The sequence below is a fragment of the Streptomyces sp. NPDC047917 genome (assembly GCF_043204345.1).
Lineage (GTDB): Bacteria > Actinomycetota > Actinomycetes > Streptomycetales > Streptomycetaceae > Streptomyces > Streptomyces sanglieri.
Map to the genome: position 1 here is coordinate 411516 of NZ_JBIDCA010000001.1, position 24863 is coordinate 436378.

Here is a 24863-nt window from a genome sequence, read left to right on the forward strand (position 1 = left end):
GGATGTACTGATTCCTGGGGCAATTTCGGGGCTACGGGTGATTCCGGCCGGGGGTGGGGTGGGTGGCGCCGATGGGATCCCGTCCGGATGCCGGAATGGTTTCATCATGTACGCATCTTGTATCTATGCTGTGTGCATGCCTGCCGCACCCCCAGCCGTGAAGCCTGTCGCGAAGTCGTCCGCCAAGCCGTCGGCGAAGTCCGCCGTGAAGTCCCCCGCCAAGCAGCCGGCCGCCGCCGAGCGCGTGTACGCCCATATCAAGGAGGCGGTACTGGGCCGCCGTTACGAGGGCGGCACGCTCCTGACCGAAGGCGATCTCGCGGAGGCCGTCGGCGTCTCCCGCACCCCCGTGCGCGAGGCGCTGCTGCGGCTGGAGGTCGAGGGGCTGATCAAGCTGTATCCGAAGAAGGGCGCGCTCGTCCTCGCCGTCTCCGCGCAGGAGATCGCGGATGTGGTGGAGACCCGGCTGCTGGTCGAGGAGTTCGCGGCCCGCAGGGCCGTGCCCGCCTCCGCGCAGCTGATCGGCCGGCTCGAAGAACTCCTGGAGGAGCAGCGGCAGCTGGCCGAGGCCGGGGACCTGGCGGCGGTGTCGGTGAAGGACCGCTGCTTCCACGCCGAGATCGTGCGGAACGCGGGCAACGACATCCTCTCGCGCCTCTACGACCAGCTGCGCGACCGGCAGTTGCGGATGGGCGTCGCCGTGATGGAGGCGCACCCGGGGAGGATCGCCGCCAACATCACCGAGCACGGTGAGCTGCTGGAGGCGATCAGGGCCGGGGACGCGGACGGTGCGGCGCAGGTCGTACGGCGCCATGTCGGCCGGGTCAAGGTGCTGGTCAGGGGTGAGGACCGGTGAGTTCTGCCGCCGCTCCCACCCTGTCCCTGCCCGGCGATCCACCCGGCGGCCGGCGTGCCGCGTGGGTCTGGGGCATCGGCGTCGCCGTCTACTTCGTCGCCATCATCTTCCGCACCAGCCTGGGTGTCGCCGGGCTGGACGCCGCCGACCGTTTCGACGTCAACGCCTCCGCGCTCTCCACGTTCTCCATCCTTCAGCTGCTGGTCTACGCGGGCATGCAGATACCCGTCGGCCTGATGGTCGACCGGCTCGGCACCAAGAAGGTCCTCACCTTCGGGGCCGTTCTGTTCACCCTCGGACAGCTCGGCTTCGCGCTCTCCCCCTCGTACGGCATGGCACTGGCGTCCCGGGCGCTGCTCGGCTGCGGTGACGCGATGACGTTCATCAGCGTGCTGCGGCTCGGCGCCCGCTGGTTCCCGGCCCGGCGCGGACCGCTGATCGGGCAGGTCGCGGCCCTGTTCGGAATGGCGGGCAACCTCGTCTCGACGCTCTTCATCGCACGGGCCCTGCACGGGTTCGGCTGGACCACCACGTTCGTCGGCAGCTCCGTCGCCGGAGTCGTCGTCCTCGTCCTTCTGCTGCTGTTCCTGAAGGACCACCCCGAGGGCCATGAGCCGCCGCCCGCCGAGCACGCGGGCGCCGCCTATGTGCGCAAGCAGATCGCCGCCTCCTGGCGGGAGCCCGGCACCCGGCTCGGTATGTGGGTGCACTTCACCACGCAGTTCCCGGCCATGGTGTTCCTGCTGCTGTGGGGACTGCCGTTCCTCGTCGAGGCGCAGGGGCTCAGCCGGTCCACCGCCGGTGAGCTGCTCACCCTGGTGGTGCTCTCCAACATGGCCTTCGGGCTGGTCTACGGGCAGATCATCGCCCGCCACCACGCGGCCCGCGCCCCGCTGGCCCTCGGCACGGTCGCGGTGACGGCGCTGCTCTGGGCGTCGGCGATCTTCTACCCCGGCGACCATGCGCCGATGTGGCTGCTGATCGTCCTGTGCGTGGTGCTCGGCGCCTGCGGCCCGGCCTCGATGATCGGCTTCGACTTCGCCCGGCCGGCCAACCCGCCGGAGCGTCAGGGCACCGCGTCGGGCATCGTCAACATGGGCGGCTTCATCGCCTCGATGACCACGCTGTTCGCCGTCGGCGTGCTGCTGGACGCGACCGGCGACAACTACCGGATCGCGTTCGCCTCGGTCTTCGTGCTGGAGGCGCTCGGCGTCGTGCAGATCCTGCGGCTGCACTCCCGGGCCACGCACCGCGAGCGGGACCACCACGTGGTCAGCCGGGTGGAGGCCGTGCACGTACCCGCGTGACCGCGGCCCGCGCCGGGCCGGCGGCGCGCCCGTCCTCAGCTGCGACGGGCGCCGCCGGTCATGGCGTCATGACGGCATGGCGCCGAAGAGCCACGGGGTCACGGAGCCGGGCGTCACGGAGCCGGGCGTCACGGGGTCACGGCGAAGTTCTGCAGGATCGCCGTCGCCAGGTCCTGGTCGCCCTCGATCTTGACCCGGTCCGCGACCGCGCCCGCGCGCACCCGCCCGCAGGCGAGCAGGAAGTACGTCTCCCAGTCCATCGCCAGCGTCACCACGGGCCCGAGCGACGGCGAACCGTCCACCGAACCCCGGCCCTCCGCGTCGACCCTGACGGTGCGCAGGAACTCCAGCGGCCCGTGCACATCGAGCACGATCGCCGAATTCGCCGGCGCCCCCGCGTCCTTGGCGACCACCTTCGGCAGCGCCTCCAGCAGGGTGTCCCGGACGACGGTCGCGCCGGGGGAGTCCAGATTGCCGGGCCGGCCCAGCGTCGCGCGCAGATCCTGCTCATGCACCCAGACGTCGAAGACGCGCATCCGCAGCGCCAGTTCGAGGGTCTGCTCGGCGCCGAGCGGCGCGCGGACCATGGTCTCGGGGTCACGGGTCTCGTTGCGGAGCTGACGCGCCCGGCGGATGATCGTGTACTCCAGCTCGGAGGTCATCTCCGGCGAGGTGTGGTGCCGCCGCACATCGACCTGCATCTCCATGTAACGGGCGAAGTCGCTCTGTACGTGGTAGAGGTCGCGGGGCAGGGAGTGGATCGGGCGCGGGTCGCCGAGCTGCTCGCACTCCATGCCGATGATGTGCGAGACGATGTCACGCACCGACCAGGCGGGGCACGGCGTACGGCGGTTCCACTCTCCCTCGGCGAGCGGCTTCACCAGCTCGGCTATCGACTCGATGGAGTGGGTCCAGGCATCGGCGTAGGTCTGGAGGCTGGGATGGACGGTCACGGGACCCCTCGTGCGGTTCTGCGGTGCATGGGCTGGAGAGCTGGGCGCGGGCGGCGGGCTGCGGTCTGCGGGCGGCGGTCTTCGTGGGAGGTTCGGTCGCTAAGTTACGCTGCGAGCAGGCACCCCGGCAGTGCTTTCGTGTGACGATCGTAGGCCCGTGTTGACGGCTCGAATGCCAGGACGGTGGTAGTGTGCGCGCCTCCCTCATCCAGATCGCAGTAGACCCGGACGAATCCGTCAAGGCCCGCAGGCAGCGCGCGGCTTCGCTGATCGCCGCCCAGCGCGGCGCGGACCTGGTGGTCCTGCCGGAACTCTGGCCGGTCGGCGCCTTCGCGTACGCCGCCTTCGAGGACGAGGCCGAACCGCTCCAGGGGCCCACCCACGACATCATGGCGAAGGCCGCCGCCGACGCCGGGGTCTGGCTGCACGCGGGCTCCTTCGTCGAGCGCGCCGCGGACGGCACCCTCTACAACACCTCGCTGGTCTTCACGCCAGAGGGCGAGCGGGCCGCCGCGTACCGCAAGATCCACCGCTTCGGCTTCGACAAGGGCGAGGCGGTCATGATGGGCGCCGGCGAGGAGTTGGTCACGGTCGCTCTGCCGCAGACCACGCTCGGCCTCGCCACCTGCTACGACCTGCGCTTTCCGGAGATGTTCCGCGGCCTGGTCGACGCGGGCGCCGAGACGCTGATCGTCTCGGCGGGCTGGCCCGAGCGGCGCCGCGCCCACTGGACGCTGCTCTCCCGGGCCCGCGCGGTCGAGAACCAGTCGTACGTCCTGGCCGTCGCCTCCGCGGGCACCCATGCCGGGGTCGAGCAGTCCGGGCACAGCATCGTCGTCGACCCGTGGGGCGAGGTGCTCGCGGAGGCGGGCGCGGGCGAGGAGGTGCTCGCCGTGGAGTTCGACCCGGCGAGGGTGGCGACGACCCGCGAGCAGTTCCCGGCCCTCAAGGACCGCCGCCTGGGGCTGAACCCGCCCTCGTAGGGCATGCACGCCCCGCTGTTTCACGTGAAACAGCGCCGACGGCTCAGCCCTCGTGCTCCTTCTCCGCGAGCACGATGACGCAGACCGACACGGCGATGAGCAGCGCCACATCGGCGTCCTCCCGTACGACGTCGATGCCGTAGGTGTCCCGTACGGTCAGCCAGCGCCGCGAGACCTGGGCCAGCAGCTCCCCGTCGTAGTCGACGGCGAACTCGCGGTCCAGGATCTTGCCGCTGACATCGAGTTCGGTGCCGTCGACCAGCGTGACCCGGTAGTGGTTGCGCAGCAGCGACAGCCGCTTGCGCTTGATCCTGGCGAGCTGCTCGCCGTCCCGCTCGATGAGCATCGTGTCGCGCAGGCTGAGCAGCTTCTGCCGGATCTCGACCAGGATCCGGCCCTGCGCGTCCTTCAGCTCGAAGGTGTCCCGCACCCGCATGGCCTTGCCGTCGACGAGGAACACCTTGCGGCCGTCCGCGTCCTCGATCCAGTAGTCGTCACCGACGGCGAAGAGTCGTTCACGCACCAGGAATCTCATGGCTCACAGGTTCCCCGAGGTCCCTGCGGAATGCGTGGACGCCACGGTGATGTTGACTGTTCACATGGCAACACGTGCGCGCGTAAGGGCCCCCGAGCTGGTCGGCAAGGGCGGCTGGCTCAATACAGGCGACCAGCAGTACACCCTCGCTGACCTGCGAGGACGCATTGTGGTCCTGGATTTCTGGACCTTCTGCTGTGTGAACTGTCTGCATGTCCTCGATGAGCTGCGCGAGCTGGAGGAGAAGCACCGCGACACCCTGGTGATCATCGGGGTGCACTCGCCGAAGTTCGTCCACGAGGCGGAGCACCAGGCCGTCGTGGACGCCGTCGAGCGGTACGGGGTCCACCACCCGGTCCTCGACGACCCGGAACTGGCGACCTGGAAGCAGTACGCCGTACGGGCCTGGCCGACGCTCGTCGTGATCGACCCCGAGGGCTATGTCGTCGCCCAGCACGCCGGTGAGGGCCACGCGCACGCCATCGCGAAGCTGGTCGAGGAGCTGGAGGCCGAACACGCGGCGAAGGGCACGCTGCGCCGCGGCGACGGCCCCTACGTCGCGCCCGAACCGGTCGCCACGCATCTGCGCTTCCCCGGCAAGGCGCTGCTCCTGCCGGACGGCGGCTTCCTCGTCTCCGACACCACCCGCCACCGGCTGGTCGATCTCGGGCCCGACGGTGAGACGGTGCGCCGCCACATCGGCTCGGGCGAGCGGGGGTTCGGCGACGGCGGGCCGGAGGCGGCCCGGTTCTCCGAGCCCCAGGGTCTCGCCGCGCTGCCGGACGGCCGGATCGCGGTCGCGGACACCGTCAACCACGCCATCCGCGCCTTCGACCCCGCGACCGGGGAGACGACCACACTGGCCGGCACCGGCCGTCAGTGGTGGCAGGGCTCGCCGACGTCCGGACCGGCCCGCGAGGTCGACCTCTCCTCTCCCTGGGACGTCGCCTGGTTCGCGGACCGGCTGTGGATCGCCATGGCGGGCGTGCACCAGCTGTGGACGTACGACCCCGCGACCAGGACGGTGCGGGTCGCCGCCGGCACGACCAACGAGGGCCTGGTCGACGGGCCGGCCGACGAGGCCTGGTTCGCCCAGCCGTCGGGGCTGGCCGCCTCCGCGGACGGCGAGCGGCTCTGGGTCGCCGACTCGGAGACGTCCTCCGTGCGTCACGTCGAGCGCGACGGCACCGGCTTCGCCGTCCGCACCGCTGTGGGCACCGGGCTCTTCGACTTCGGGCACCGCGACGGCGCCGCCGGACAGGCCCTGCTCCAGCACCCGCTCGGGGTGACCGCGCTGCCCGACGGGTCCGTCGCCGTCTGCGACACGTACAACCACGCGCTGCGGCGCTACGACCCCGCGAGCGGCGAGGTCACCACCCTGGCCACGGATCTGCGCGAGCCCAGCGACGCCGTGCTGGTCGACGGTGATCTCGTCGTCGTGGAGTCCGCCCGGCACCGGCTGACCCGGCTGCGTCTGCCCGAGGAGGCCGTACGCGTCACCGACCGGGCGCACCGCACGCAGCGGGCGGCCACCGGGATCGCCCCGGGCACGCTCCGGCTCGATGTGGTCTTCCAGGCGCCCGCCGGGCAGAAGCTGGACACCCGGTACGGTCCCTCGACCCGGCTGCTGGTCTCCGCGACGCCGCCGGAGCTGCTGGCACAGGGCGCCGGGCCGGGGACGGACCTGTTCCGTGACCTGGTCCTGGCCGACGACGTCACCGAGGGCGTCCTGCATGTGTCGGCGATGGCGGCGTCCTGCGACGACGACCCGGCGAACGAGTACCCGGCCTGCCATGTCCACCAGCAGGACTGGGGCGTCCCGGTCCGTGTGGGCGCCGGTGGAGTGTCCCGGCTGCCGCTGGTGCTGGCGGGAATGGACGAGCAGGGCTGACGCCCCGGGGGGCCGGGCGGGCTCAGCCGTCCTCGGTGAGCCGGCGGACCGCCTGTTCGTACCGCTTGAGGTACTCCGGCTCCGCCGTCACCCGCAGCAGTGCCTGGAGGGCCCGCACCGCGCCCTCGTCGTAGCCGGAGTTCTCCGCCTCCCCGGCCGCCAGGTCCAGCAGCCGGATGCCCTCGTCCTCCTCGCCGAGCGACAGCCGGGCCTCGCCGCTGATGGTCAGGAGCAGGACCCTGCGGGCGATCTCCTCGTGCTCGGGCCCCAGGTCGAGTGCGGTCCGGACGGATTCGAGGGCCTCGTGCGGCCGGTTCGCGGTGAGCTGCATCCGCGCGAGGTGCTGGAGCGCCAGCATCTCGGTGTGCGCGTCCCGCTCCTTTCGGGCCAGTCCGACGGCGCGCCCGCAGTCCTCCAGCGCCGTGTCGAGTTCCCCCTGCTCGGCCTGGACCACGGCGAGGTTGATCAGCGCGGTCGCCTCGCCGAGCCGGTCGCCCGCCTGCCGGGCCAGCGCCGGCGAGCGCTCCAGCAGGGCGACGGCCTCGGCGGTCCGGCCCTCCTCGGTCAGCACCCAGCCCAGCAGGTTGAGCACCCGCGACTCGGCGTACGCGTCGGCGCGGGCGCGGGCGGAGTCCAGCGCCAGTTCCAGCAGCGGGGACCAGCTGTCCCGCACCCGCCACACCACCTGGGGCCACTGGAGCAGGATGATCCGCCACGCCCGGTCGTGGAACCCGGCGGTACGGGCCGCCACGGCGGCCAGCGCGAGGTCGTCGCGTTCGGTCGCCAGCCAGTGCATGGCCGCCGGCCGGTCCACGAAGTCCCGTACGGCGACGGGGCGGTGGTAGTCCTCCGGCAGGACGAAGCAGGGTTCGCCGCCGGGCTCGGCCGTGTCGGCGGCGGCGAGCGCGGTGGCGATGTAGTGGTCGAGCACCCCGATGAGCGCTTCGGGGCCGCCCTCGGGGGCCATGCCGCGGGCGTAGAGGCGCACCAGGTCGTGCAATATCCAGCGTCCGGGGCCCGTCTCGGTGACGAGATGGGCGGCGGCGAGCCGCTCCAGCGCCGCCGTGGCGACGACCGGGTCGGTACCGGCCAGTGCGGCCGCCGTGTACGGGTCGAAGTGGCTGCCGGGGTGGTGGCCCAGTCGGGCCAGCTGGTGGACGGCGTCCTGCGGCAACTGCTGCACGGTCAGCCGCAGGGCGGCCGAGACACCGGTGTCGTCCACGTCGAGGAACGTCAGCCGGCTGCGCTCGTCGGCCAGCTCGTCGGCGAGACCGGCCAGCGTCCACGTCGGCCGCCCGGCCAGCCGGGCCGCGGTGACCCGCAGCGCGAGCGGCAGCCCGCCGCAGAGTTCGGCGAGCCGACGGGCCGCGACCGGCTCCGCGAGTACCCGGTCCTCACCGAGCACACCGGCCAGCAGGGCCGTGCTGTCCGGCGGTTCGAGCACGTCCAGCGGTACGGGGCGGGCCGCGTCCGAGGCGATGAGGCCCTCCAGCCGGTGGCGGCTGGTGACCAGCGTGACGCAGTCGGTGCCGCCCGGCAGCAGCGGCCGGATGATGGCGGAGTGCCGGGCGTTGTCGAGCACGACGAGCAGCCGGCGCCGGTCGGTCAGCGAGCGGAAGAGCGCGGCCGCGGCCGCGACGGACTCCGGGACGCGGCGGGGTGCGACGCCGAGCGACAGCAGGAACTCGCGCAGCACCTCGATGAGCGCGGGCTCGCCGGTGTCGCTGAACCCGCGCAGATCGGCGAAGAGCCGTCCGTCCGGGAAGGCGGCCTGATTGCGGTGCGCCCACTGGAGGGCCAGCGCGGTCTTGCCCACCCCGGCCGGTCCGGTGACCAGGCACACGGGTGCCTCGCCCGCCGCGGCCCGGGTCAGCGCGGCCAGCTCGGCGGTCCGCCCCTGGAAGCCGCGGGGTGCGCGGGGCAGCAGATCGGTGGGGTGCGGCTCACCCGCGAGGGACGGCACCGGGAGCGGGCGGCCCGGCGCGGGGCCGGGGCCGTCGGCCGCACCCCGTGCCGTACCGCCGCTCCTGGCGCCGGGCTGCTCGGCCGGCCGGTCTCCCGGTCCGGCCGCGGTCCCGCCGTCCGGTCCGGTCCGCCGGTCCGCCGCCGGACGGGCCGCGGGCCCGGGCCCGGTGTTGTTGCCGTTGCCGCCCGGGCCATCGGGGCCGCCACTGCCACCGCTTCCGCCGGCCCGGACCGGGCCGCGTGCCGCAGGCCGGTGCCCGTCGGGCGCGTTCCGGCCGGTGTCCGGCCCGGGGTCGCCGCGCAGGATCAGCGCGTACGCGTCGGCGAGTTCGTGTCCCGGGTCGATGCCCAGCTCATCGGCGAGCAGCCGGCGCGTGCGGTGGAACCAGTCCAGCGCCTCCGACTGGCGCCCCGCCCGGTACAGCGCCGTCATCAGCGCCGCCGCCAGCGACTCCCGCATCGGGTGCGCGACGGCCTCCGCACGCAGCACCGCCGCCGCCCGGTTGTGCTCCCCCAGCTCCGCGTAGGCGCGCGCCAGCTGCTCGACCGTCGCCAGCCGCGACTCCTCCAGGGAGTGCGCGGCGGCCTGGAGCGGCCGTCCGGCGAACGCGCCGCTGAGCGCCGGGCCCTGCCACAGGGACAGCGCCTCCTTGAGCATCAGCACCGCGTCGGCGGGGCTGCGCTGCCCCCGCGCCAGCATCAGCAGTTCCTCGAACCGCTGCGAGTCCAGCAGGGTCTCCGGCAGCCGCAGCACATACGCGTCGCCGAGCGTGACCAGCTCCACCCCGTACGCCTCCGCGTCCGCGCCCACCAGCAGGGCGCGCAGCCGGGACACATGGCCCTGGATGACGCTGCGGGCGTGCAGCGGTGGTGTGTCGTCCCACAGGGAGTCCGTCAGCCTCGCGATGGTGACGGGGGTGTTGGCTGACAGCAACAGCGCGGCGAGCAGGCTGCGGCGCTTGGCGGGACCGAGCGGCAGCGGCCCGGTGAACGTGTCGACGGAGACGGTGCCGAGCAGCCGGAACTCCACGGGGGCTTCCCTTCCGGGCAGGATGCGCCCGGAGTCGGGCACGGGAAAGTCCCAGGATATCGGGGGTGCCGTGGAGCCGACGACGGGTCACGCCGGTCGCGACCCGGCGGACGCCGCGGGTCAGGGGTAGCGGCGCTCGTCCTCGGACACGACCGTGGTGCTGGGCGGTACGAGCATCCGGCGGCGCCGCGCGATGCTTGAGTAGACGATGACCCCGATGATGCCGACGATCATCATGATCCAGCCGACCAGGTCGACGTTGACGGTGTCCATTTTCCAGTCGGTGGCGAAGGCCAGTATCGCCCCGGCTCCGATGAGGATGATGCATCCTCCGAGTCCCATGAATCCCGCCTCCTCGACGGCCCGGCGGCTCCGGGCCGGTGTACGGATCGCGTACCCGGCCCGGCGACGACCATGCCCGGGGGACGGCCGGGGCGCGGCGGCTCAGCCCGCCAGGAACGACACCAGTGCGTTGGCCAGCAGGTACGGGTCGTCCGCCCCGCACAGCTCACGGGCGCTGTGCATCGACAGGATCGCGACGCCGATGTCCACGGTCTGGATGCCGTGCCGGGCGGCGGTGATCGGGCCGATCGTGGTGCCGCACGGCATCGAGTTGTTGGAGACGAACGTCTGCCACGGCACGTCCGCCTTCCGGCACGCCTCCGCGAACACGGCCCGGCCGCTGCCGTCGGTCGCGTACCGCATGTTGACGTTGACCTTGAGGATCGGTCCGCCGTTGGCCACCGGGTGGTGGGTCGGGTCGTGGCGCTCGGCGTAGTTGGGGTGGACCGCGTGACCGGTGTCGGAGGAGAGGCAGATGGTCCCGGCGAAGGCCCGCGCGCGGTCCTCGTACGTGCCGCCCCGGGCGAGGACGGAGCGCTCCAGGACCGTGCCGAGCAGCGGTCCGTCGGCGCCGGTGTCGGACTGCGAGCCGTTCTCCTCGTGGTCGAAGGCGGCCATGACGGGGATGTACGGAAGCTCGGCGTCCGGCTGTCCGGCGACGGCGGCGAGCGCGGCGGTCGCCGCGTGCACGGAGAGCAGGTTGTCCATCCGGGGCCCGGCCAGCAGCTCGCGGTCCCGGCCCAGGTAGGCGGGCGGCTCGACGGCGTGCGGCATCAGGTCCCAGCCGGTCACGTCCTCGGCGTCGACGCCCGCCTCCTCGGCGACGAACCGGATCAGGTCGCCCTCCTCGACGTCCCCGAGCCCCCAGATCGGCTGCATGTGCTTCTGCCGGTCGAGCTTGAGACCGTCGGGGTTGGCCGACCGGTCCAGGTGCACGGCCAGCTGGGGCACGCGCAGCAGCGGCCGGTCGATGTTCACCAGCCGGTGCGTGCCGTCGCGCAGCGAGATCCGGCCGGCGAGACCGAGGTCCCGGTCGAGCCAGGTGTTGAGAAGAGTCCCGCCGTAGATCTCCACAGCGACCTGCCGCCAGCCGTACGCCCCGGTGTCGGGCAGCGGCTTGACCCGCAGGTTCGGCGAGTCGGTGTGCGCACCGACGATCCGGAACGGGGTGTGCGCCGAGGCGCCCTCCGGCACGTACCAGGCCACGATCGCACCGCCGCGCAGGACGTACTTCCCGCCGCTGGTCCCGTCCCAGGCCGCGGTCTCCTCGACCTGCCGGAATCCGGCCTTCTCCAGCCGGGCGGCCGCGGTGGCCACGGCGTGGTACGGGGAAGGGGAGGCCATCAGGAAGGCCATCAGATCGTCGGTGTGCCCGCGGTCGAAGCGGAGGGAGGAACTCATGTTCCTCACTGTAACGAGACCGGACCGGACACCTTCACCGCCGTCGGCCGGTCCGTGCGCTCAGCTCGCCGGCAGGGCAGCCGAGGGCTTCTCGCCGTTCTGGGCCTGCTGCGCCCGCTCGGCGAACATGGCCGCGAACGACTCGACCTCCTTGTCGGGGACGACCGCCCTGCCCGTGGTGCCGGTGCTGATGCCGAGGACGGTCGTGCCGACCCGGATCTGCGTGATCGTGGCCGGTCCGGCCATGGTGCCGACCGCCGCGCGGTTGGCCTCGCGCTCGGCGCCGGGGCTGCCGATCTCCACCTTCTCGGCGTTCTGGCCGACCCGGTCCCCGCCGTACCACTCGATCAGGACGTCGTACGCGGCGTCCGCGGCCTTCTCGTCCTTGTAGGCGAGGGCCCAGAAGTTGAGTGTGGTCGCGTCCGCCTTGCGCACGAAGGCCGAGGCGCCCCAGGACGTGACCGGGGCGCAGGCCGTGTCCCGCTGCTTCTTCGTCCTGGCCACGCAGACCGTCGGCGGGTAGTCGGGCACCGGCTTCTGGGCCTCCGGCTTCACGTAGTTGCGCCAGCCCGGCACGGCCTTCGCGTCCGGCAGCACCGAGGCGACCTGCCCCTTGTCGAGCGCGGCCGCTTCGGCATCACCGCCCCCGCCCCCGCAGCCCGCCAGCAGCAGCGCCACCGCCCCGACCGCCACGAGCCGCCCCCGCACCGCGCGCGTACCCACGAAACCCTTGTCACCCATGAGTGAACCCGCCCCCTCCGGTCATCGGACGTCCGATCCTAGAGCGGCCCGCTCGACGGCGCCCGATACTGCGGAACCGCCGCCCGGAGCGACTCCGGGCGGCGGTTCCTTCGATGCGTGGGGGAAGGCTAGAACGCGGCCTCGTCCAGCTCCATCAGCGAGTTGTCGACGGACTCGGCGAGCGCGCGCTCGGCCGAGACGCCCGGCAGGACGTTCGCGGCGAAGAACTTCGCGGCGGCGATCTTGCCCTGGTAGAAGGCGACGTCCTTCGCGGTCGCGGTCGGCAGCTTCTCCGCCGCGACGGCCGCGCCCTTGAGCAGCAGGTAGCCGACGACGACATCGCCGGAGGCCATCAGCAGGCGGGTGGTGTTGAGACCCACCTTGTAGATGTTCTTGACGTCCTCGCCGGTCGCGGTGAGGTCGGTGATCATCGTGCCGACGATCGCCTCCAGGTCCACGGCCGCCTTGGCGAGCGAGTCCAGCGCACCGGCCAGCTCCTCGTTGCCCTGGGCGCCGGCGAGGAACTTCTTGATCTCCTCGGAGAGGGCGTTCAGCGAGGCGCCCTGGTCGCGGACGATCTTCCGGAAGAAGAAGTCCTGGCCCTGGATCGCCGTGGTGCCCTCGTACAGCGTGTCGATCTTGGCGTCACGGATGTACTGCTCGATCGGGTACTCCTGGAGGTACCCGGAGCCGCCGAAGGTCTGGAGCGACTGGGCCAGCTGCTCGTAGGACTTCTCGGAGCCGTAGCCCTTCACGATCGGGAGCAGCAGGTCGTTGAGGCCGTGCAGCGCCTTCGCGTCCTCGCCCGCGGCCTCCTTCTCCTGGATCGCGTCCTGGACGGAGGCGGTGTACAGGACCAGGGAGCGCATGCCCTCCGCGTACGCCTTCTGCGTCATGAGCGAGCGGCGCACGTCGGGGTGGTGCGTGATGGTGACCTTGGGGGCGGTCTTGTCCATGAACTGCGACAGGTCCGTGCCCTGGACGCGCTCCTTGGCGTACTCCAGCGCGTTCAGGTAGCCGGTCGACAGGGTGGCGATGGCCTTCGTGCCGACCATCATGCGGGCGAACTCGATGATGCGGAACATCTGGCGGATGCCGTCGTGCTTGTCGCCGATCAGCCAGCCCTTGGCGGGGTGCTGGTCGCCGAAGGTCATCTCGCAGGTGTTGGAGGCCTTGAGGCCCATCTTGTGCTCGACGTTGGTCGCGTACACGCCGTTGCGCTCGCCCAGCTCGCCGGTGGTCCAGTCGAAGTGGAACTTCGGGACCATGAAGAGCGAGAGGCCCTTCGTGCCGGGGCCGGCGCCCTCGGGGCGGGCCAGCACGTAGTGGAGGATGTTCTCGGACATGTCGTGCTCGCCCGAGGTGATGAAGCGCTTCACACCCTCGATGTGCCAGGAGCCGTCCTCCTGCTCGACGGCCTTCGTGCGGCCCGCGCCGACATCCGAACCGGCGTCCGGCTCGGTCAGCACCATCGTCGAGCCCCACTGCTTCTCGACGGCGATCTCGGCGATCTTCTTCTGCGCCTCGTTGCCCTCCTCGAAGAGGATGCCGGCGAACGCCGGGCCGGAGGAGTACATCCACACGGCCGGGTTCGCGCCGAGCAGCAGCTCCGCGTAGCCCCAGATCAGGGAGCGCGGCGAGGTGGTGCCGCCGATCTCCTCGGGCAGGCCCAGACGCCAGTACTCGGAGTCCATGAACGCCTGGTACGACTTCTTGAAGGTCGCCGGGACCGGCGCGGTGCTGGTCTCCGGGTCGAAGACCGGCGGATTGCGGTCGGCGTCCGCGTAGGAGTCGGCCAGCTCGTTCTCCGCGAGGCGGTTGACCTCGTCGAGGATGCTCTTCGCCGTCTCGACGTCCATCTCGGCGAACGGGCCGGTGCCGTACGTCTTGTCGCGCCCGAGGACCTCGAAGAGGTTGAACTCGATGTCGCGGAGATTCGACTTGTAGTGCCCCATGGAAGGCTCCGTAATCAATAGCAGTGGCGCGCAACGCCCCGGGGATGGGGTGTGGGCCGGGTGGGCGACGAGCTGGCGGTGCGTATATCAGCTGACCTCTACGATGATGCTACCCGTCAGTAATAAGACGCAACCCCTCAAGGCCCGGATGTGTCCGATTACTCTTTGCGGTATGTACGGCTACGACCAGAACCCGGGTGCACAGCAGCAGATGGGTGGCGGCTACGGCGAGCAGCCGCTGTATCCCGAGCCCTCGCCGCCGTCCCTGGGCGACGCGGTGCGGGCCTTCACCACCGGCTCGCTGTCCGCCGAGGACTTCCAGCAGATCTTCGCGACGTCGAAGGTCTACTGCCCGCGTGGCGACAATCCCGGCTTCCTGGCGCTGCACAACACCCAGCAGCCGGTGATCCCGATGTTCACCACGCTCAAGGAACTGCGGCTGTACGCGGGCAAGGAGTCCAAGTACTTCGTGATCACCGGGGCCGAGGTGATCGACCTGCTGCCGACCGGCTACGGCTTCGTCCTCGACATGGAGGGTGAGCACCGCATGGTCTTCGACGCGAAGGCCGTGGAGCAGATGGTCGACTTCGCGATGCGCCGCATGTACGGCTGACGCCGGAATCGTTCGGGAAGGGCCCGCACCGCTCGGTGCGGGCCCTTTGTGCTGCCCTCTTCCGCTGCTCCGGACGGGTGGGAAACGCGGGGGGAATGAAGTGAGCCTTGCAAGATGTTCACCATTCAACTAAATTGAAGGCAGGACGATCCCGGAGGTGGCTCCCATGCCCGCAGTGACTGTCGAAAACCCGCTGACCCTGCCCAAGGTCGCCGCATCCGGCGACGCGGCGGCCCGCCCCGTGCTCGCCGTCACCACGGCGCCGAGCGGATTCGAGGGCGAGGGCTTCCCGGTGCGCCGTGCGTTCGCCGGGATCAACTACAAGCACCTCGACCCGTTCATCATGATGGACCAGATGGGCGAGGTGGAGTACGCGGCCGGCGAGCCGAAGGGCACCCCCTGGCACCCGCACCGCGGCTTCGAGACCGTCACGTACCTGATCGACGGAACCTTCGTCCACCAGGACTCCAACGGCGGTGGCGGCACCATCCAGAACGGCGACACCCAGTGGATGACCGCCGGTTCCGGGCTGCTGCACATCGAGGCCCCGCCGGAGTCCCTGGTGATGTCGGGCGGCCTCTTCCACGGCCTCCAGCTCTGGGTGAACCTGCCCAAGGCCGACAAGATGATGGACCCCCGCTACCAGGACATCCGCGGCGGCCAGGTCCAGCTCCTCGCCTCCCCGGACGGCGGCGCGCTGCTCCGCGTCATCGCCGGTGAGCTCGACGGGCACCAGGGCCCCGGCATCACGCACACCCCGATCACGATGATCCACGCCACGGTGCGCCCCGGCGCCGAGGTGACCCTGCCGTGGCGCGAGGACTTCAACGGACTCGCGTACGTGCTGGCCGGCCGCGGCAGCGTCGGTGCGGAGCGCCGCCCCGTCCACATGGGGCAGACCGCGGTCTTCGGGTCCGGTTCCTCGCTGACCGTCCGCGCGGACGAGAAGCAGGACGGCAACACCCCGGACCTGGAGGTCGTGCTGCTCGGCGGCCGTCCGATCCGGGAGCCGATGGCGCACTACGGGCCGTTCGTGATGAACAGCCAGGCCGAACTGAAGCAGGCCTTCGAGGACTTCCAGGCCGGCCGCCTCGGCACCGTGCCCGCGGTCCACGGGATGTGACCGCCGCCGCTTGACGGACCGTCACCCGTACGGATCCGCAGGCGGGACACGGCCCCCGCGCCGTGATCGGGTGGGAGGGTGCAGACCGACAAGCCCCTCCTGCCCGACGGCGCGCGCCGTGCCGCCGCCTGGTGCGGCGTGGTCCTCCTCGTCACCGGGGTGGCCGCGGTCGCCATCTGGCTGTGCATCGTCCTCAAGACCGCGGTCACTCCCGTGCTGCTCGGGCTGCTCGGTACGGCGCTGCTCGGGCCGGTGCACCGCTGGCTGATCGCCCGGGGACTGAAGCGCTCGCTCGCCGCGGGGCTCACCTGTGTGCTGCTCGTCGCGGTGGTCGGCGGCGCCGGGTACATCGTCGTCACCGCGCTCGTCGACACCGGCGACCAGATCGTCCGCTCCCTGAAGGACGTGGCCCAGTGGATCGTCGACCACTTCGGGATCGGCAGGAACACCAGCGTGGACGACCTGGTGGCCAACGCCCAGAAGCTCGTCGAGAAGTTCGGTGCGAGCGCCGCGGGCGGGCTGCTGTCCGGGCTCAGCCTGATCGGCTCGCTCATCGCCACCAGCGTCCTCGCGCTCCTGCTGACCTTCTTCTTCCTGCGTGACTCCGACCGGGCCGCGGGCCTCGCCCACTCGATCGCCCCGCGTGGTACCGGGGACCTGGTCGAGGCGATGGGGAGGCGGGCCTTCGAGGCCGTCGAGGGCTTCATGCGCGGCACCACGTTCATCGCGCTGATCGACGCCGTCTGCATCACCGTCGGCCTGCTGATCCTGCGCGTCCCCGGCGCGGTGGGGCTCGGGGCGCTGGTCTTCGTCGGGGCCTACATCCCCTACCTCGGGGCGTTCATCTCGGGCGCGGTCGCGGTCCTGGTGGCGCTCGCCGACCGGGGGTTCGTGATCGCGCTCTGGGCGCTGGGGGTGGTACTGGCGGTGCAGGTGCTGGAGGGACACGTGCTGCAGCCGGTGATCCAGAGCCGTACGGTGCAGATGCACCCCGCCATGATCATGATCGCGATCACCGCGGGCGCCAGTGTGGCCGGTCTGCTGGGCATGCTGCTCGCGGTCCCGGTCTGCGCGGCGGCCTTCGGCGTCCTTGGTGAACTGCGCGGTGACCGGCCGGGGCCGGGGCCGGCGCCCGGGGAAGGGCCGCGTCCGGGGCCGGCCCCGGAGGGCGCCTGATACCCGGCTCTCCGGCCCCGGAGGGCGCCCGGTTCGGCTCTCCGGCCTCGGAGGGCGCCCGGTTCGGCTCTCCGGCCTCGGAGGGCGCCCGGTTCGGCTCTCCGGCCTCGGAGGGCGCCCGGTTCGGTTCTATGGCTTCGGAGGGCGCCCGGTGGAGGGGTGCCCGGTTCAGCTCTCCGGCCCCGACTCGTACAGCTCGAACCAGATCGACTTCCCCGCCCCGCGCGGGTCCACTCCCCACGCGTCGGCGAGCATCTCCATCAGCACCAGCCCGCGCCCGCTGGAGGCCATCTCCCCGGGGCGCCGCTTGTGCGGGAGTTCGTCGCTGCCGTCGGACACCTCCACGCGCAGCCGCCGCTCGCCGTGCTCCCCCGTCGCCTGAGCGAGCATCAGCGCGTCCCCGTCCGTGTGGACGAGGACGTTGGTGGCCATCTCGGAGATCATCAGCACCGCCGCGTCGACCTGCTCCGGATCCGCCCAGTCGTGCAGCAGGTCCCGCATCTGCTGCCGGGCCGCCGCGATCCGCTCCGGTTCGGCCTGCGCGATGGTCAGCGCGGTGCGCCGGGGCGCCGGCCGCCGCCGCGTCCCTCCGTCGCACCGGAGCAGCAGCAGCGCGATGTCGTCCTCGCGGCGGTCCGCCAGCGGGCCCGTCGTGTAGTGCGACGTCGGCCCGTGCACGGCCTGCACGAGGGCGTCGGCGAGCTTCTCCAGGTCGGCGGTCTGCTGCTCCAGGACCGGCCGCAGCCGGTCCCAGCCGGAGAACATGTCGTGGCCGCCGGTCTCGATCAGCCCGTCCGTGCAGAGCATGATCGTTTCCCCCGGCTCCAGGGTGAGCCGGCTCGTCGGATAGTCGGCGTCCGTCTCGACGCCGAGCGGCATTCCGCCCTCGGCCTGGTGGATCATCGCCGTCCCGTCGGCGGTGATCACCACGGGGTCGGGGTGGCCGGCCCGTGCGATGTCGAGCGTGCCGGTCTCCGGGTCGGTCTCCGCGTACAGGCAGGTGGCGAAGCGCGGTCCGGTCTCCTCGCCGTCCTCGTACGCGTCCGTGAGCCCGGACAGGAAGCGGGACGCCCGGGAGAGCACCGCGTCCGGGCGGTGTCCCTCGGCGGCGTACGCGCGCAGGGCGATCCGCAGCTGTCCCATCAGCCCGGCGGCCCGCACGTCGTGGCCCTGGACGTCACCGATGACCAGGGCGATCCGGCCGTTGGGGAGCGGGATCATGTCGTACCAGTCGCCGCCGACCTGGAGTCCGCCGCCGGTCGGGATGTAGCGGGCGGCGACCGTCATCCCCGGGATGTCGGGTCCCAGGGTCGGCATCATCGAGCGCTGGAGCCCCAGCGACAGCTCCCGCTCGGTCTCGGCGACCCCGGCCCGGGCCAGCGCCTGCGCCAGCATCCGGGCCACGGTCGTCAGCACGGACCGCTCGTCCGGTGTGAACGACACCGGGTGCTTGAAGCCCGCCATCCAGGCGCCCATGGTGCGCCCCGCGACGATCAGCGGCAGGAAGGCCCAGGAGCGGCGCCCGAACCGGCTGGCGAGCGGCCAGGTCACCGGGTAGCGGCGGCCGTAGTCCTCGGGCGACGGCAGATAGATCGCCCGCCCCGTCCGCACCACCTCGGCGGCCGGGTAGTCGGTCTCCAGCGGCATGTCGGTGAACGGGTCCTCGTCGCCCACGCTGTGCCCGTGGTGCCCGATGACCGTCAGCCGCTCGCCCGCGATGCCGAAGACCGCCAGGCCGTCCGGCGAGAACCCCGGCATGGAGAGCGAGGCGGCGACCCGCAGCACCTCCTCGGTCGACCGGGCCTCGGCCAGTGCCCGGCCCGCGTCCAGCAGGAACGCCTCGCGGGAGCGGCGCCAGTCGCCGGTGACGGTCGCGGGCGCCCCGGTGGCGCCCGGGTGCGGCTCCGGGACCTCCTGGAGGGTGCCGAGCAGTACGTGGCCCGCCCCGCCCGGCCGCTCGGGCGGGAACGGCTTGGAGCGGCTGCGTACGGTGCGCAGCACCCGGCCGGTCCCGTCCACGATCCGCAGCCGGGCCTCGGCGAGGGTGCCCTCGGTGAGCGCGAGGTTCACCACCCCGTAGATCTCGTTCCAGTCGACGGGGTGGAAGCGGGAACGCACCGCGGAGTCGCGGAAGACACCGCCCCCCGCGGGCAGCTCCAGGAGCCGGGCCGCCTCCGCATCGAGCGTGAAGGTCCCGGATCCGCTGTCCCAGCGCCACAGACCGGTCGCGGTCGCGGCCAGGATGTCCTCGGTGCGCATTGCCCCACTTTAAGAAGACTTGCTCCGTGAACGCCACCGAGGAACGGGCCCTCCCGCCCCTCGGAGGGCCCCGGATGATCTTGAGATGTCAATGTCAATGATTCGGTGCGGGTGCGGGCGGTAGCCTGGGGAGGCTGAATCCACCCCGAACCGCGAAGACTGGATGAACGACGATGCATCGGTACAGGTCCCACACCTGCGGCGAGCTCCGCGCCTCTGACGTCGGCACCGACGTCCGGCTGAGCGGCTGGCTGCACAATCGCCGAGACCTGGGCGGCATCCTCTTCATCGATCTGCGCGACCACTACGGTCTGGTGCAGCTCGTCGCCCGCCCCGGCACTCCCGGCAACGAGGCGCTGGCGAAGCTCACCAAGGAGACCGTCGTACGGATCGACGGCAAGGTCTCCGCGCGCGGCGCCGACAACGTCAACCCGGAGCTCCCGACCGGCGAGATCGAGGTCGAGGTCACCGAGGTCGAGGTGCTGGGCGAGGCCGCCCCGCTGCCCTTCACGATCAACACCGAGGACGGGGTCAACGAGGAGCGGCGCCTGGAGTACCGCTTCCTCGACCTGCGCCGCGAGCGCATGCACCGCAACATCATGCTGCGCTCGGCGGTCATCGCCTCGATCCGCGCCAAGATGGTGGCCCTCGGCTTCAACGAGATGGCGACCCCGATCCTCACCGCGACCTCCCCCGAGGGCGCCCGTGACTTCGTCGTCCCGTCGCGTCTGAACCCGGGCAAGTTCTACGCCCTGCCGCAGGCCCCGCAGCAGTTCAAGCAGCTGCTGATGATCTCCGGCTTCGACCGCTACTTCCAGATCGCGCCGTGCTTCCGCGACGAGGACGCCCGCGCGGACCGTTCGCCCGGCGAGTTCTACCAGCTCGACGTCGAGATGTCGTTCGTCGAGCAGGAGGACGTCTTCCGGCCGATCGAGAAGCTGATGACCGAGCTCTTCGAGGAGTTCGGCAACGGCCGCCACGTCACCTCGCCGTTCCCGCGCATCCCGTTCCGCGAGTCGATGCTGAAGTACGGCAACGACAAGCCCGACCTGCGGGCCAAGCTGGAACTGGTCGACATCTCCGATGTCTTCGCCGACTCGGAGTTCAAGGCGTTCGCCGGCAAGCACGTCCGTGCCCTCCCGGTCCCGGACACCGCCGGTCAGTCCCGGAAGTTCTTCGACGGCCTCGGCGACTACGCCGTCCAGCACGGCGCCAAGGGCCTGGCCTGGGTCCGGGTCGGTGAGGACGGCACCCTGGCGGGACCGATCGCCAAGTTCCTCACCGAGACCGACATCAAGACGCTCACCGAGCGGCTCTCCCTCGTGCCGGGCCACGCGGTCTTCTTCGGCGCCGGCGAGTTCGACGAGGTCTCCAAGATCATGTCCGCCGTCCGCGTCGAGGCCGCCAAGCGCGCCGGCCACTTCGAGGAGGGCGTCTTCCGGTTCTGCTGGATCGTCGACTTCCCGATGTACGAGAAGGACGAGGACACCGGGAAGATCGACTTCTCCCACAACCCCTTCTCGATGCCCCAGGGCGGCCTGAAGGACCTGGAGGAGAAGGACCCGCTGGACATCCTCGCCTGGCAGTACGACATCGTCTGCAACGGCATCGAGCTGTCCTCCGGCGCCATCCGTAACCACGAGCCCGAGCTGATGCTCAAGGCCTTCGAGATCGCCGGTTACGACCGTGAGACCGTCGAGCACGAGTTCGCGGGCATGCTGCGCGCCTTCCGTCTCGGCGCTCCGCCGCACGGCGGCATCGCCCCGGGCGTCGACCGCATCGTGATGCTGCTGGCCGACGAGCCCAACATCCGCGAGACGATCGCCTTCCCGCTCAACGGCAACGCCCAGGACCTGATGATGGGTGCCCCGACGGAGCTGGACGAGACCCGGCTGCGCGAGCTGAACATCCAGCTCCGCAAGCCGGCGGCGACGGTGAAGGAGAAGGCGGACGCCAAGGACTCCGTGGCGAGGGACACCGGCGCGAAGTAGGCGCCACGGTCCCGCTTCGGTTCCACGTGAAACATCCCCCGGCCGGGGTCGGCCGGGGGATGTTTCACGTTTGCGGCAGGCTGCCTCAGGTCGCGTTCAGGGCCACCGTCGGATGCAGCCGGGAGGCGCGGATCGCCGGATAGAGGCCCGCGACCACACCGATCAGGAGGGTGGCGGCCAGGCCGCCCGCCAGCGACCAGGGCGGGACCACCGCAGTCCACCCCTGGACCCGCGCGAAGCCGTACGTCGCCGCCGCGCCCAGCAGCGCGCCCGTCGCCCCGCCCAGCGCCGACAGCAGCAGTGACTCGGTCAGGAACTGGAGCCGGATCGCGCCCCGGGTCGCGCCCAGCGAGCGGCGTAGCCCGATCTCCTGGCGGCGCTCCAGGACGGAGATGACCATGGTGTTGGCGACGCCCACCCCGCCGACCAGCAGGGCCACCGCGCCCAGGCCGAGCATCAGACTGGTCAGGCCCTTGTCGGTGGCGGCCTTCGCGGCCAGCGCGTCCGAGGGCCGGGAGACCTTGATGCCGACCTCGTCGCCGGGGCTGATGGTGCGGGCCAGGACTGCCCTCACGTCCTCGACCGAGGCGTCCGTGGAGCGCTCGAAAACGGTGGTCGGGTGGCCGTCGAAGCCGAAGTGGCTTTCGGCGGCGGGGAATCCGACCATGGCCACCCGGTCCAGGTTGGGGACCAGTTCGAGCGGTTCGAGGATGCCGACGACGACCACCCGGGTGTCGTTCATCATGATCGTCTCGCCGGTGCGGGTGATGCCCAGGCGCTCCGCCGCCACCGCGCCGAGCACCGTCACCGGGAGGCGTTCGCCGGCCGGGCTCAGCCAGACGCCCTTCGCGACCCGGCCGCCGAGCGTGGACAGCAGGTCGGTGCGGGCCGCCTGGGCGGTGACGCCGGCGGTGCGTTCCTCGGGGACCACATCGCTGCGGCGGATGCGGGCGTCGATGTCGGCACTGGCCGTGGCGTGCCGCACCGGGCCGATGCGCTCGACCATCGCGACCGCGTTCTTCGGCAGCCGGACCGGCTGCCCCAGGGCGTCCTCGCCCGCCTCGGCGGTGAGGAGGTTGGTGCCGAGGCGGTCGAGCCGGGCCATGAGATCCGCGCGGCTCGACTCGGACAGGCCGACGACCGCGACCATGGTCGCGATGCCGATGGCGATGCCGAGCGCCGAGAGCACCACGCGCGCGCGACGGGCGCGCAGGCCGACCGCGCCGACACGGAGGACGTCGCCGGGGGAGAGCCGGGCGGGTCTGAGGTCGTTCTTCATGAACCGGCCCCTTCCGTACGCGGGTCCGAGGTCACCCCGGAGCGCGTGTCCGAGACGATCTCGCCGTCCCGGAAGCGGACCCGGCGCGGCAGCGAGTCCGCGATCTCGTTGTCGTGGGTGATCACGCAGACGGTGGTGCCGGACGCGTTCAGCTCGTGCAGCAGCTCCATGACGAGCTCGCCGGACGCGGTGTCCAGCGCCCCGGTCGGCTCGTCCGCCAGCAGCAGCCGGGGACTGCCCACCAGGGCGCGGGCGATGGCCACCCGCTGCTTCTCACCGCCGGACAGCTCGTTCGGCGTGTGCGAGCGGCGGTGGTCCAGCCCGACCCCTGCCAGTGCCTCCCGGGCACGCCTGCGCCGCTCCTTCAGCGGCACGCCCGCGTACAGCAGCCCGTCGGCGACGTTGTCCACCGCGTCGCGTCCCGCCGCCAGGTGGAAGTGCTGGAAGACGAAGCCGATGTGGCGGGCGCGCAGTGCGGAGAGCCGGGAGTCGGAGAGCCCGGACACGTCGTACCCGGCTACCTCGACGGTGCCCGTGGTGGGCTTGTCGAGGGTGCCCATGATGTTGAGCATCGTGGACTTGCCGGAGCCGGACGGGCCGACGACGGCGAGCAGTTCGCCCTCCTGGACGGTGAGATTCACTTGGCGCAGGGCGTGGACACCGCCGGGGTACGACTTGGTGGCGTTCCGCAGTTCGATCACCGGGGCCGGTGTCATGACGCGGCCGCCCCGACCTTCAGACCCTCGCGCACCTCGGGGCCGCTGACCTCGATCTGCCCGTCGGCGGTCATGCCGGTCTCCACCCGGATCATCCGCGAGGTGGTCCCCCGGACGACCTGGAGCCCGTAGCCGCCGTTCTCGCCGCGCAGCGCGACGACCGCCTCGACGGGGACCGCGAGGACCCCCTTGCGCGCCTCGCTGACGAACTTCACGCTCACCGGCTTCCCGGTGTCCTCGCCGGCCGCGGCGCTCGCCCCGCCGTCCAGGACGACCTCGACGACGATGCCGTCCTGGGCGCCCGCGTCGGCCCCGGAGGCTGCCGCCTCGGGGCGCACGGTTCCGGCGACCTTGCCGGCCACGGCCTTCCCGCTCGGCAGGGTGACCTCGACCCTGGTGCCCTTCGAGGTGAGCGCGCCGTCGCTCTGTTCCAGTTCCGCCCGTACGACGGGCCGGGTGGAGGCGATCGTCAGGACCGGCTCGTCCGGGCCGACCTGGTCGGCGAGCGCCGCGTCGGCGGAGACCACCTTGACCCGGTCGGGCTGGAAGACGACGTCGCCTCGGCCGACCCGGCCGGTGGTCTCGCGGTTCAGCGACTTCTGCCACTGCTTCACGGCGGCCTCGGTGTCCTTGTCGTACCGCGTGTCGACGTACAGCTGAGAGCCGTACCCCAGGTCGCGCAGATTGCGTTCCAGCTGGAGCACGTCACTGCCCCGGTCGCCCGCCTTCATCTCACGGAACATCGGGACCGGCCCGTAGAGGAGGGTGACGGGCTTGTCGTTCAGTTCGTACAGCGCCTGCCCCATGGCCACCGTCCGGCCCTCGGGGGCGGCCACCGTGACGGTGCCCTCGACGGCGGACCTGACGGTGCGGCGCTGCGAGAAGTCGAGCCTGCCGTCGACCGTCGTGGACCGTACGAGGTCGGTGCGTACGACGGTCGCGGTGGCGGGCGGCAGGTCGCCGCCCCGCCCGGAGGCGCCCGCGTCGTCGCCTTCGCCGAGGAACAGGACGCCCCCGGTGACGGCGGCGGCGAGGGTCAGCGCACCGAGCGTGAGGAGGGTGGCGCGGCGCTTCACTGCATGCCGTCCAGACCGTAGAGCAGCTTCGACTCGCACGCCTTGCGGGCCTTCTTGTACGCCGGTGAGTCGGTGTCGATGGACGGGGACGCCGGGTTCGGGTCGCCGCCCGGCTGGGCGTTGCCGCCGCTCATGGTCGGGTTGGTGAACCGGGAGACGCCGTTGTCCCGCATGCACTTGGCGTGCGCGAGCATCGACTCGTAGGACTTCTGCTGGTCGCGTTCGGGCTCGGCGTCCATGGCGGCCCGCAGCTCGGGCACACAGGCACCGTTCCTGCCGCCCTTGATGCCCTCGTTGCGGCCGGGCTGCGAGCCGATCTCGTTGACCTTGTCCCAGTCGAGGTAGCCGCTGAGCTTGGGGTCGGGGAAGTCCTTGTAGCCGCCCTTGACGCGCATGCACTGGACGTACTTCAGCTGGGCGTCGTAGAAGGCGCTCTTGCCGGCGGGCGGGGCGCTCGGCCCGCCCGCGTCCTTCGTGGTGCCGGCCGTCGGCGTGCTCGGCACGTCGGCGACCGCGTCGCTCCTGGTGCCGACGGCACTGTCGTCCCCGCCGCAGCCGACGGCGAGGGCGAGCACGGGCAGGGCCACGAGGGCGGTCACGCGCAGCCGGGCGGTGGTGCGGGGGCCGGTGCGGGGGCCGCGGGGGTTCGTCCTGGGAAAGGTCATGCGCCG

20 protein-coding genes are annotated in these 24863 nt (G+C 71.8%); 8 read left to right on the forward strand and 12 right to left on the reverse strand.

Going from position 1 to position 24863, the window contains the following annotated elements; genetic code table 11:
* The first annotated feature begins 136 nt into the window (after positions 1 to 136).
* Positions 137 to 856, forward strand: a complete 720-nt coding sequence (locus tag ACGF8B_RS01805) for a GntR family transcriptional regulator (protein ID WP_392733811.1) — start codon at positions 137 to 139, stop codon at positions 854 to 856.
* Positions 853 to 2163, forward strand: coding sequence for a nitrate/nitrite transporter (locus ACGF8B_RS01810; protein WP_392733813.1), 1311 nt, complete (start codon positions 853 to 855; stop codon positions 2161 to 2163). The genes ACGF8B_RS01805 and ACGF8B_RS01810 overlap by 4 nt, the downstream gene beginning before the upstream one ends.
* A 128-nt stretch (positions 2164 to 2291) precedes the next feature.
* Here the strand turns inward: ACGF8B_RS01810 and ACGF8B_RS01815 are convergent, their stop codons facing one another.
* The gene (locus ACGF8B_RS01815; protein ID WP_266492058.1) at positions 2292 to 3116 is read right to left on the reverse strand and encodes a maleylpyruvate isomerase family mycothiol-dependent enzyme; all 825 of its coding nucleotides are present in this window, start codon (positions 3114 to 3116) and stop codon (positions 2292 to 2294) included.
* Positions 3117 to 3307: 191 nt separating this feature from the next.
* Between ACGF8B_RS01815 and ACGF8B_RS01820 the strand changes: the two genes are divergently transcribed.
* Complete coding sequence (locus ACGF8B_RS01820; RefSeq protein WP_392733816.1) at positions 3308 to 4099, forward strand: carbon-nitrogen family hydrolase; 792 nt, start codon at positions 3308 to 3310, stop codon at positions 4097 to 4099.
* A 43-nt stretch (positions 4100 to 4142) separates the two neighbouring features.
* Here ACGF8B_RS01820 and ACGF8B_RS01825 read toward each other — a convergent pair whose 3' ends face one another.
* Positions 4143 to 4634 (reverse strand): LURP-one-related/scramblase family protein, encoded by a 492-nt coding sequence (locus ACGF8B_RS01825; RefSeq protein WP_392733818.1) that lies wholly within the window; start codon positions 4632 to 4634, stop codon positions 4143 to 4145.
* 64 nt (positions 4635 to 4698) lie between these two features.
* Between ACGF8B_RS01825 and ACGF8B_RS01830 the strand changes: the two genes are divergently transcribed.
* A complete protein-coding gene (locus ACGF8B_RS01830; protein WP_392733821.1) occupies positions 4699 to 6525 on the forward strand; it encodes an NHL domain-containing thioredoxin family protein in 1827 nt (608 codons plus the stop codon).
* Between the two features lie 22 nt (positions 6526 to 6547).
* Here the strand turns inward: ACGF8B_RS01830 and ACGF8B_RS01835 are convergent, their stop codons facing one another.
* The 5 genes from ACGF8B_RS01835 to ACGF8B_RS01855 form a co-directional block, all read right to left on the reverse strand.
* On the reverse strand, positions 6548 to 9520 hold the full coding sequence (locus ACGF8B_RS01835; protein ID WP_392733823.1) for a BTAD domain-containing putative transcriptional regulator: 2973 nt from the start codon (positions 9518 to 9520) through the stop codon (positions 6548 to 6550).
* Between the two features lie 120 nt (positions 9521 to 9640).
* Positions 9641 to 9862, reverse strand: coding sequence for a DUF6458 family protein (locus ACGF8B_RS01840; RefSeq protein ID WP_392733825.1), 222 nt, complete (start codon positions 9860 to 9862; stop codon positions 9641 to 9643).
* Positions 9863 to 9964: 102 nt separating this feature from the next.
* The gene (locus ACGF8B_RS01845; protein ID WP_392733827.1) at positions 9965 to 11263 is read right to left on the reverse strand and encodes a M18 family aminopeptidase; all 1299 of its coding nucleotides are present in this window, start codon (positions 11261 to 11263) and stop codon (positions 9965 to 9967) included.
* Positions 11264 to 11323: 60 nt separating this feature from the next.
* Positions 11324 to 12004: a hypothetical protein gene (locus ACGF8B_RS01850; RefSeq protein ID WP_392733828.1), complete on the reverse strand. Its 681-nt coding sequence runs from the start codon at positions 12002 to 12004 to the stop codon at positions 11324 to 11326.
* A gap of 128 nt (positions 12005 to 12132) precedes the next feature.
* A complete protein-coding gene (locus ACGF8B_RS01855) occupies positions 12133 to 13959 on the reverse strand; it encodes an acyl-CoA dehydrogenase (protein WP_392733829.1) in 1827 nt (608 codons plus the stop codon).
* 172 nt (positions 13960 to 14131) lie between these two features.
* Here ACGF8B_RS01855 and ACGF8B_RS01860 point away from each other — a divergent pair, with 172 nt between their 5' ends.
* The 3 genes from ACGF8B_RS01860 to ACGF8B_RS01870 all read left to right on the forward strand — a co-directional run bounded on the left by ACGF8B_RS01860 (position 14132) and on the right by ACGF8B_RS01870 (position 16871).
* Positions 14132 to 14572, forward strand: coding sequence for an SseB family protein (locus ACGF8B_RS01860; RefSeq protein ID WP_072487501.1), 441 nt, complete (start codon positions 14132 to 14134; stop codon positions 14570 to 14572).
* A 166-nt stretch (positions 14573 to 14738) separates the two neighbouring features.
* Positions 14739 to 15695: a pirin family protein gene (locus ACGF8B_RS01865; protein WP_392733830.1), complete on the forward strand. Its 957-nt coding sequence runs from the start codon at positions 14739 to 14741 to the stop codon at positions 15693 to 15695.
* 78 nt (positions 15696 to 15773) lie between these two features.
* Positions 15774 to 16871 carry an AI-2E family transporter gene (locus tag ACGF8B_RS01870; protein WP_392733831.1) on the forward strand — a complete coding sequence of 366 codons (1098 nt, stop codon included), beginning with the start codon at positions 15774 to 15776 and terminating at the stop codon, positions 16869 to 16871.
* A 168-nt stretch (positions 16872 to 17039) separates the two neighbouring features.
* Here the strand turns inward: ACGF8B_RS01870 and ACGF8B_RS01875 are convergent, their stop codons facing one another.
* Entirely contained in the window at positions 17040 to 19130 is a 2091-nt protein-coding gene (locus ACGF8B_RS01875) for a SpoIIE family protein phosphatase (RefSeq protein WP_392733833.1), read from the reverse strand.
* A 173-nt stretch (positions 19131 to 19303) separates the two neighbouring features.
* Between ACGF8B_RS01875 and aspS the strand changes: the two genes are divergently transcribed.
* Positions 19304 to 21121 carry an aspartate--tRNA ligase gene (gene aspS, locus ACGF8B_RS01880; protein ID WP_392733835.1) on the forward strand — a complete coding sequence of 606 codons (1818 nt, stop codon included), beginning with the start codon at positions 19304 to 19306 and terminating at the stop codon, positions 21119 to 21121.
* 85 nt (positions 21122 to 21206) lie between these two features.
* Here the strand turns inward: aspS and ACGF8B_RS01885 are convergent, their stop codons facing one another.
* Genes ACGF8B_RS01885 through ACGF8B_RS01900 form a run of 4 tightly spaced genes read right to left on the reverse strand, consistent with a single transcriptional unit; the run spans position 21207 to position 24857 of the window.
* Positions 21207 to 22400 carry an ABC transporter permease gene (locus tag ACGF8B_RS01885; RefSeq protein ID WP_392733837.1) on the reverse strand — a complete coding sequence of 398 codons (1194 nt, stop codon included), beginning with the start codon at positions 22398 to 22400 and terminating at the stop codon, positions 21207 to 21209.
* Positions 22397 to 23116, reverse strand: a complete 720-nt coding sequence (locus ACGF8B_RS01890; RefSeq protein WP_392733839.1) for an ABC transporter ATP-binding protein — start codon at positions 23114 to 23116, stop codon at positions 22397 to 22399. Before ACGF8B_RS01890 ends, ACGF8B_RS01885 begins: the two co-directional genes overlap by 4 nt.
* Positions 23113 to 24192, reverse strand: a complete 1080-nt coding sequence (locus ACGF8B_RS01895; RefSeq protein ID WP_392733841.1) for a peptidoglycan-binding protein — start codon at positions 24190 to 24192, stop codon at positions 23113 to 23115. The genes ACGF8B_RS01890 and ACGF8B_RS01895 overlap by 4 nt, the downstream gene beginning before the upstream one ends.
* On the reverse strand, positions 24189 to 24857 hold the full coding sequence (locus ACGF8B_RS01900; protein ID WP_392733843.1) for a hypothetical protein: 669 nt from the start codon (positions 24855 to 24857) through the stop codon (positions 24189 to 24191). The genes ACGF8B_RS01895 and ACGF8B_RS01900 overlap by 4 nt, the downstream gene beginning before the upstream one ends.
* Positions 24858 to 24863: the final 6 nt, after the last annotated feature.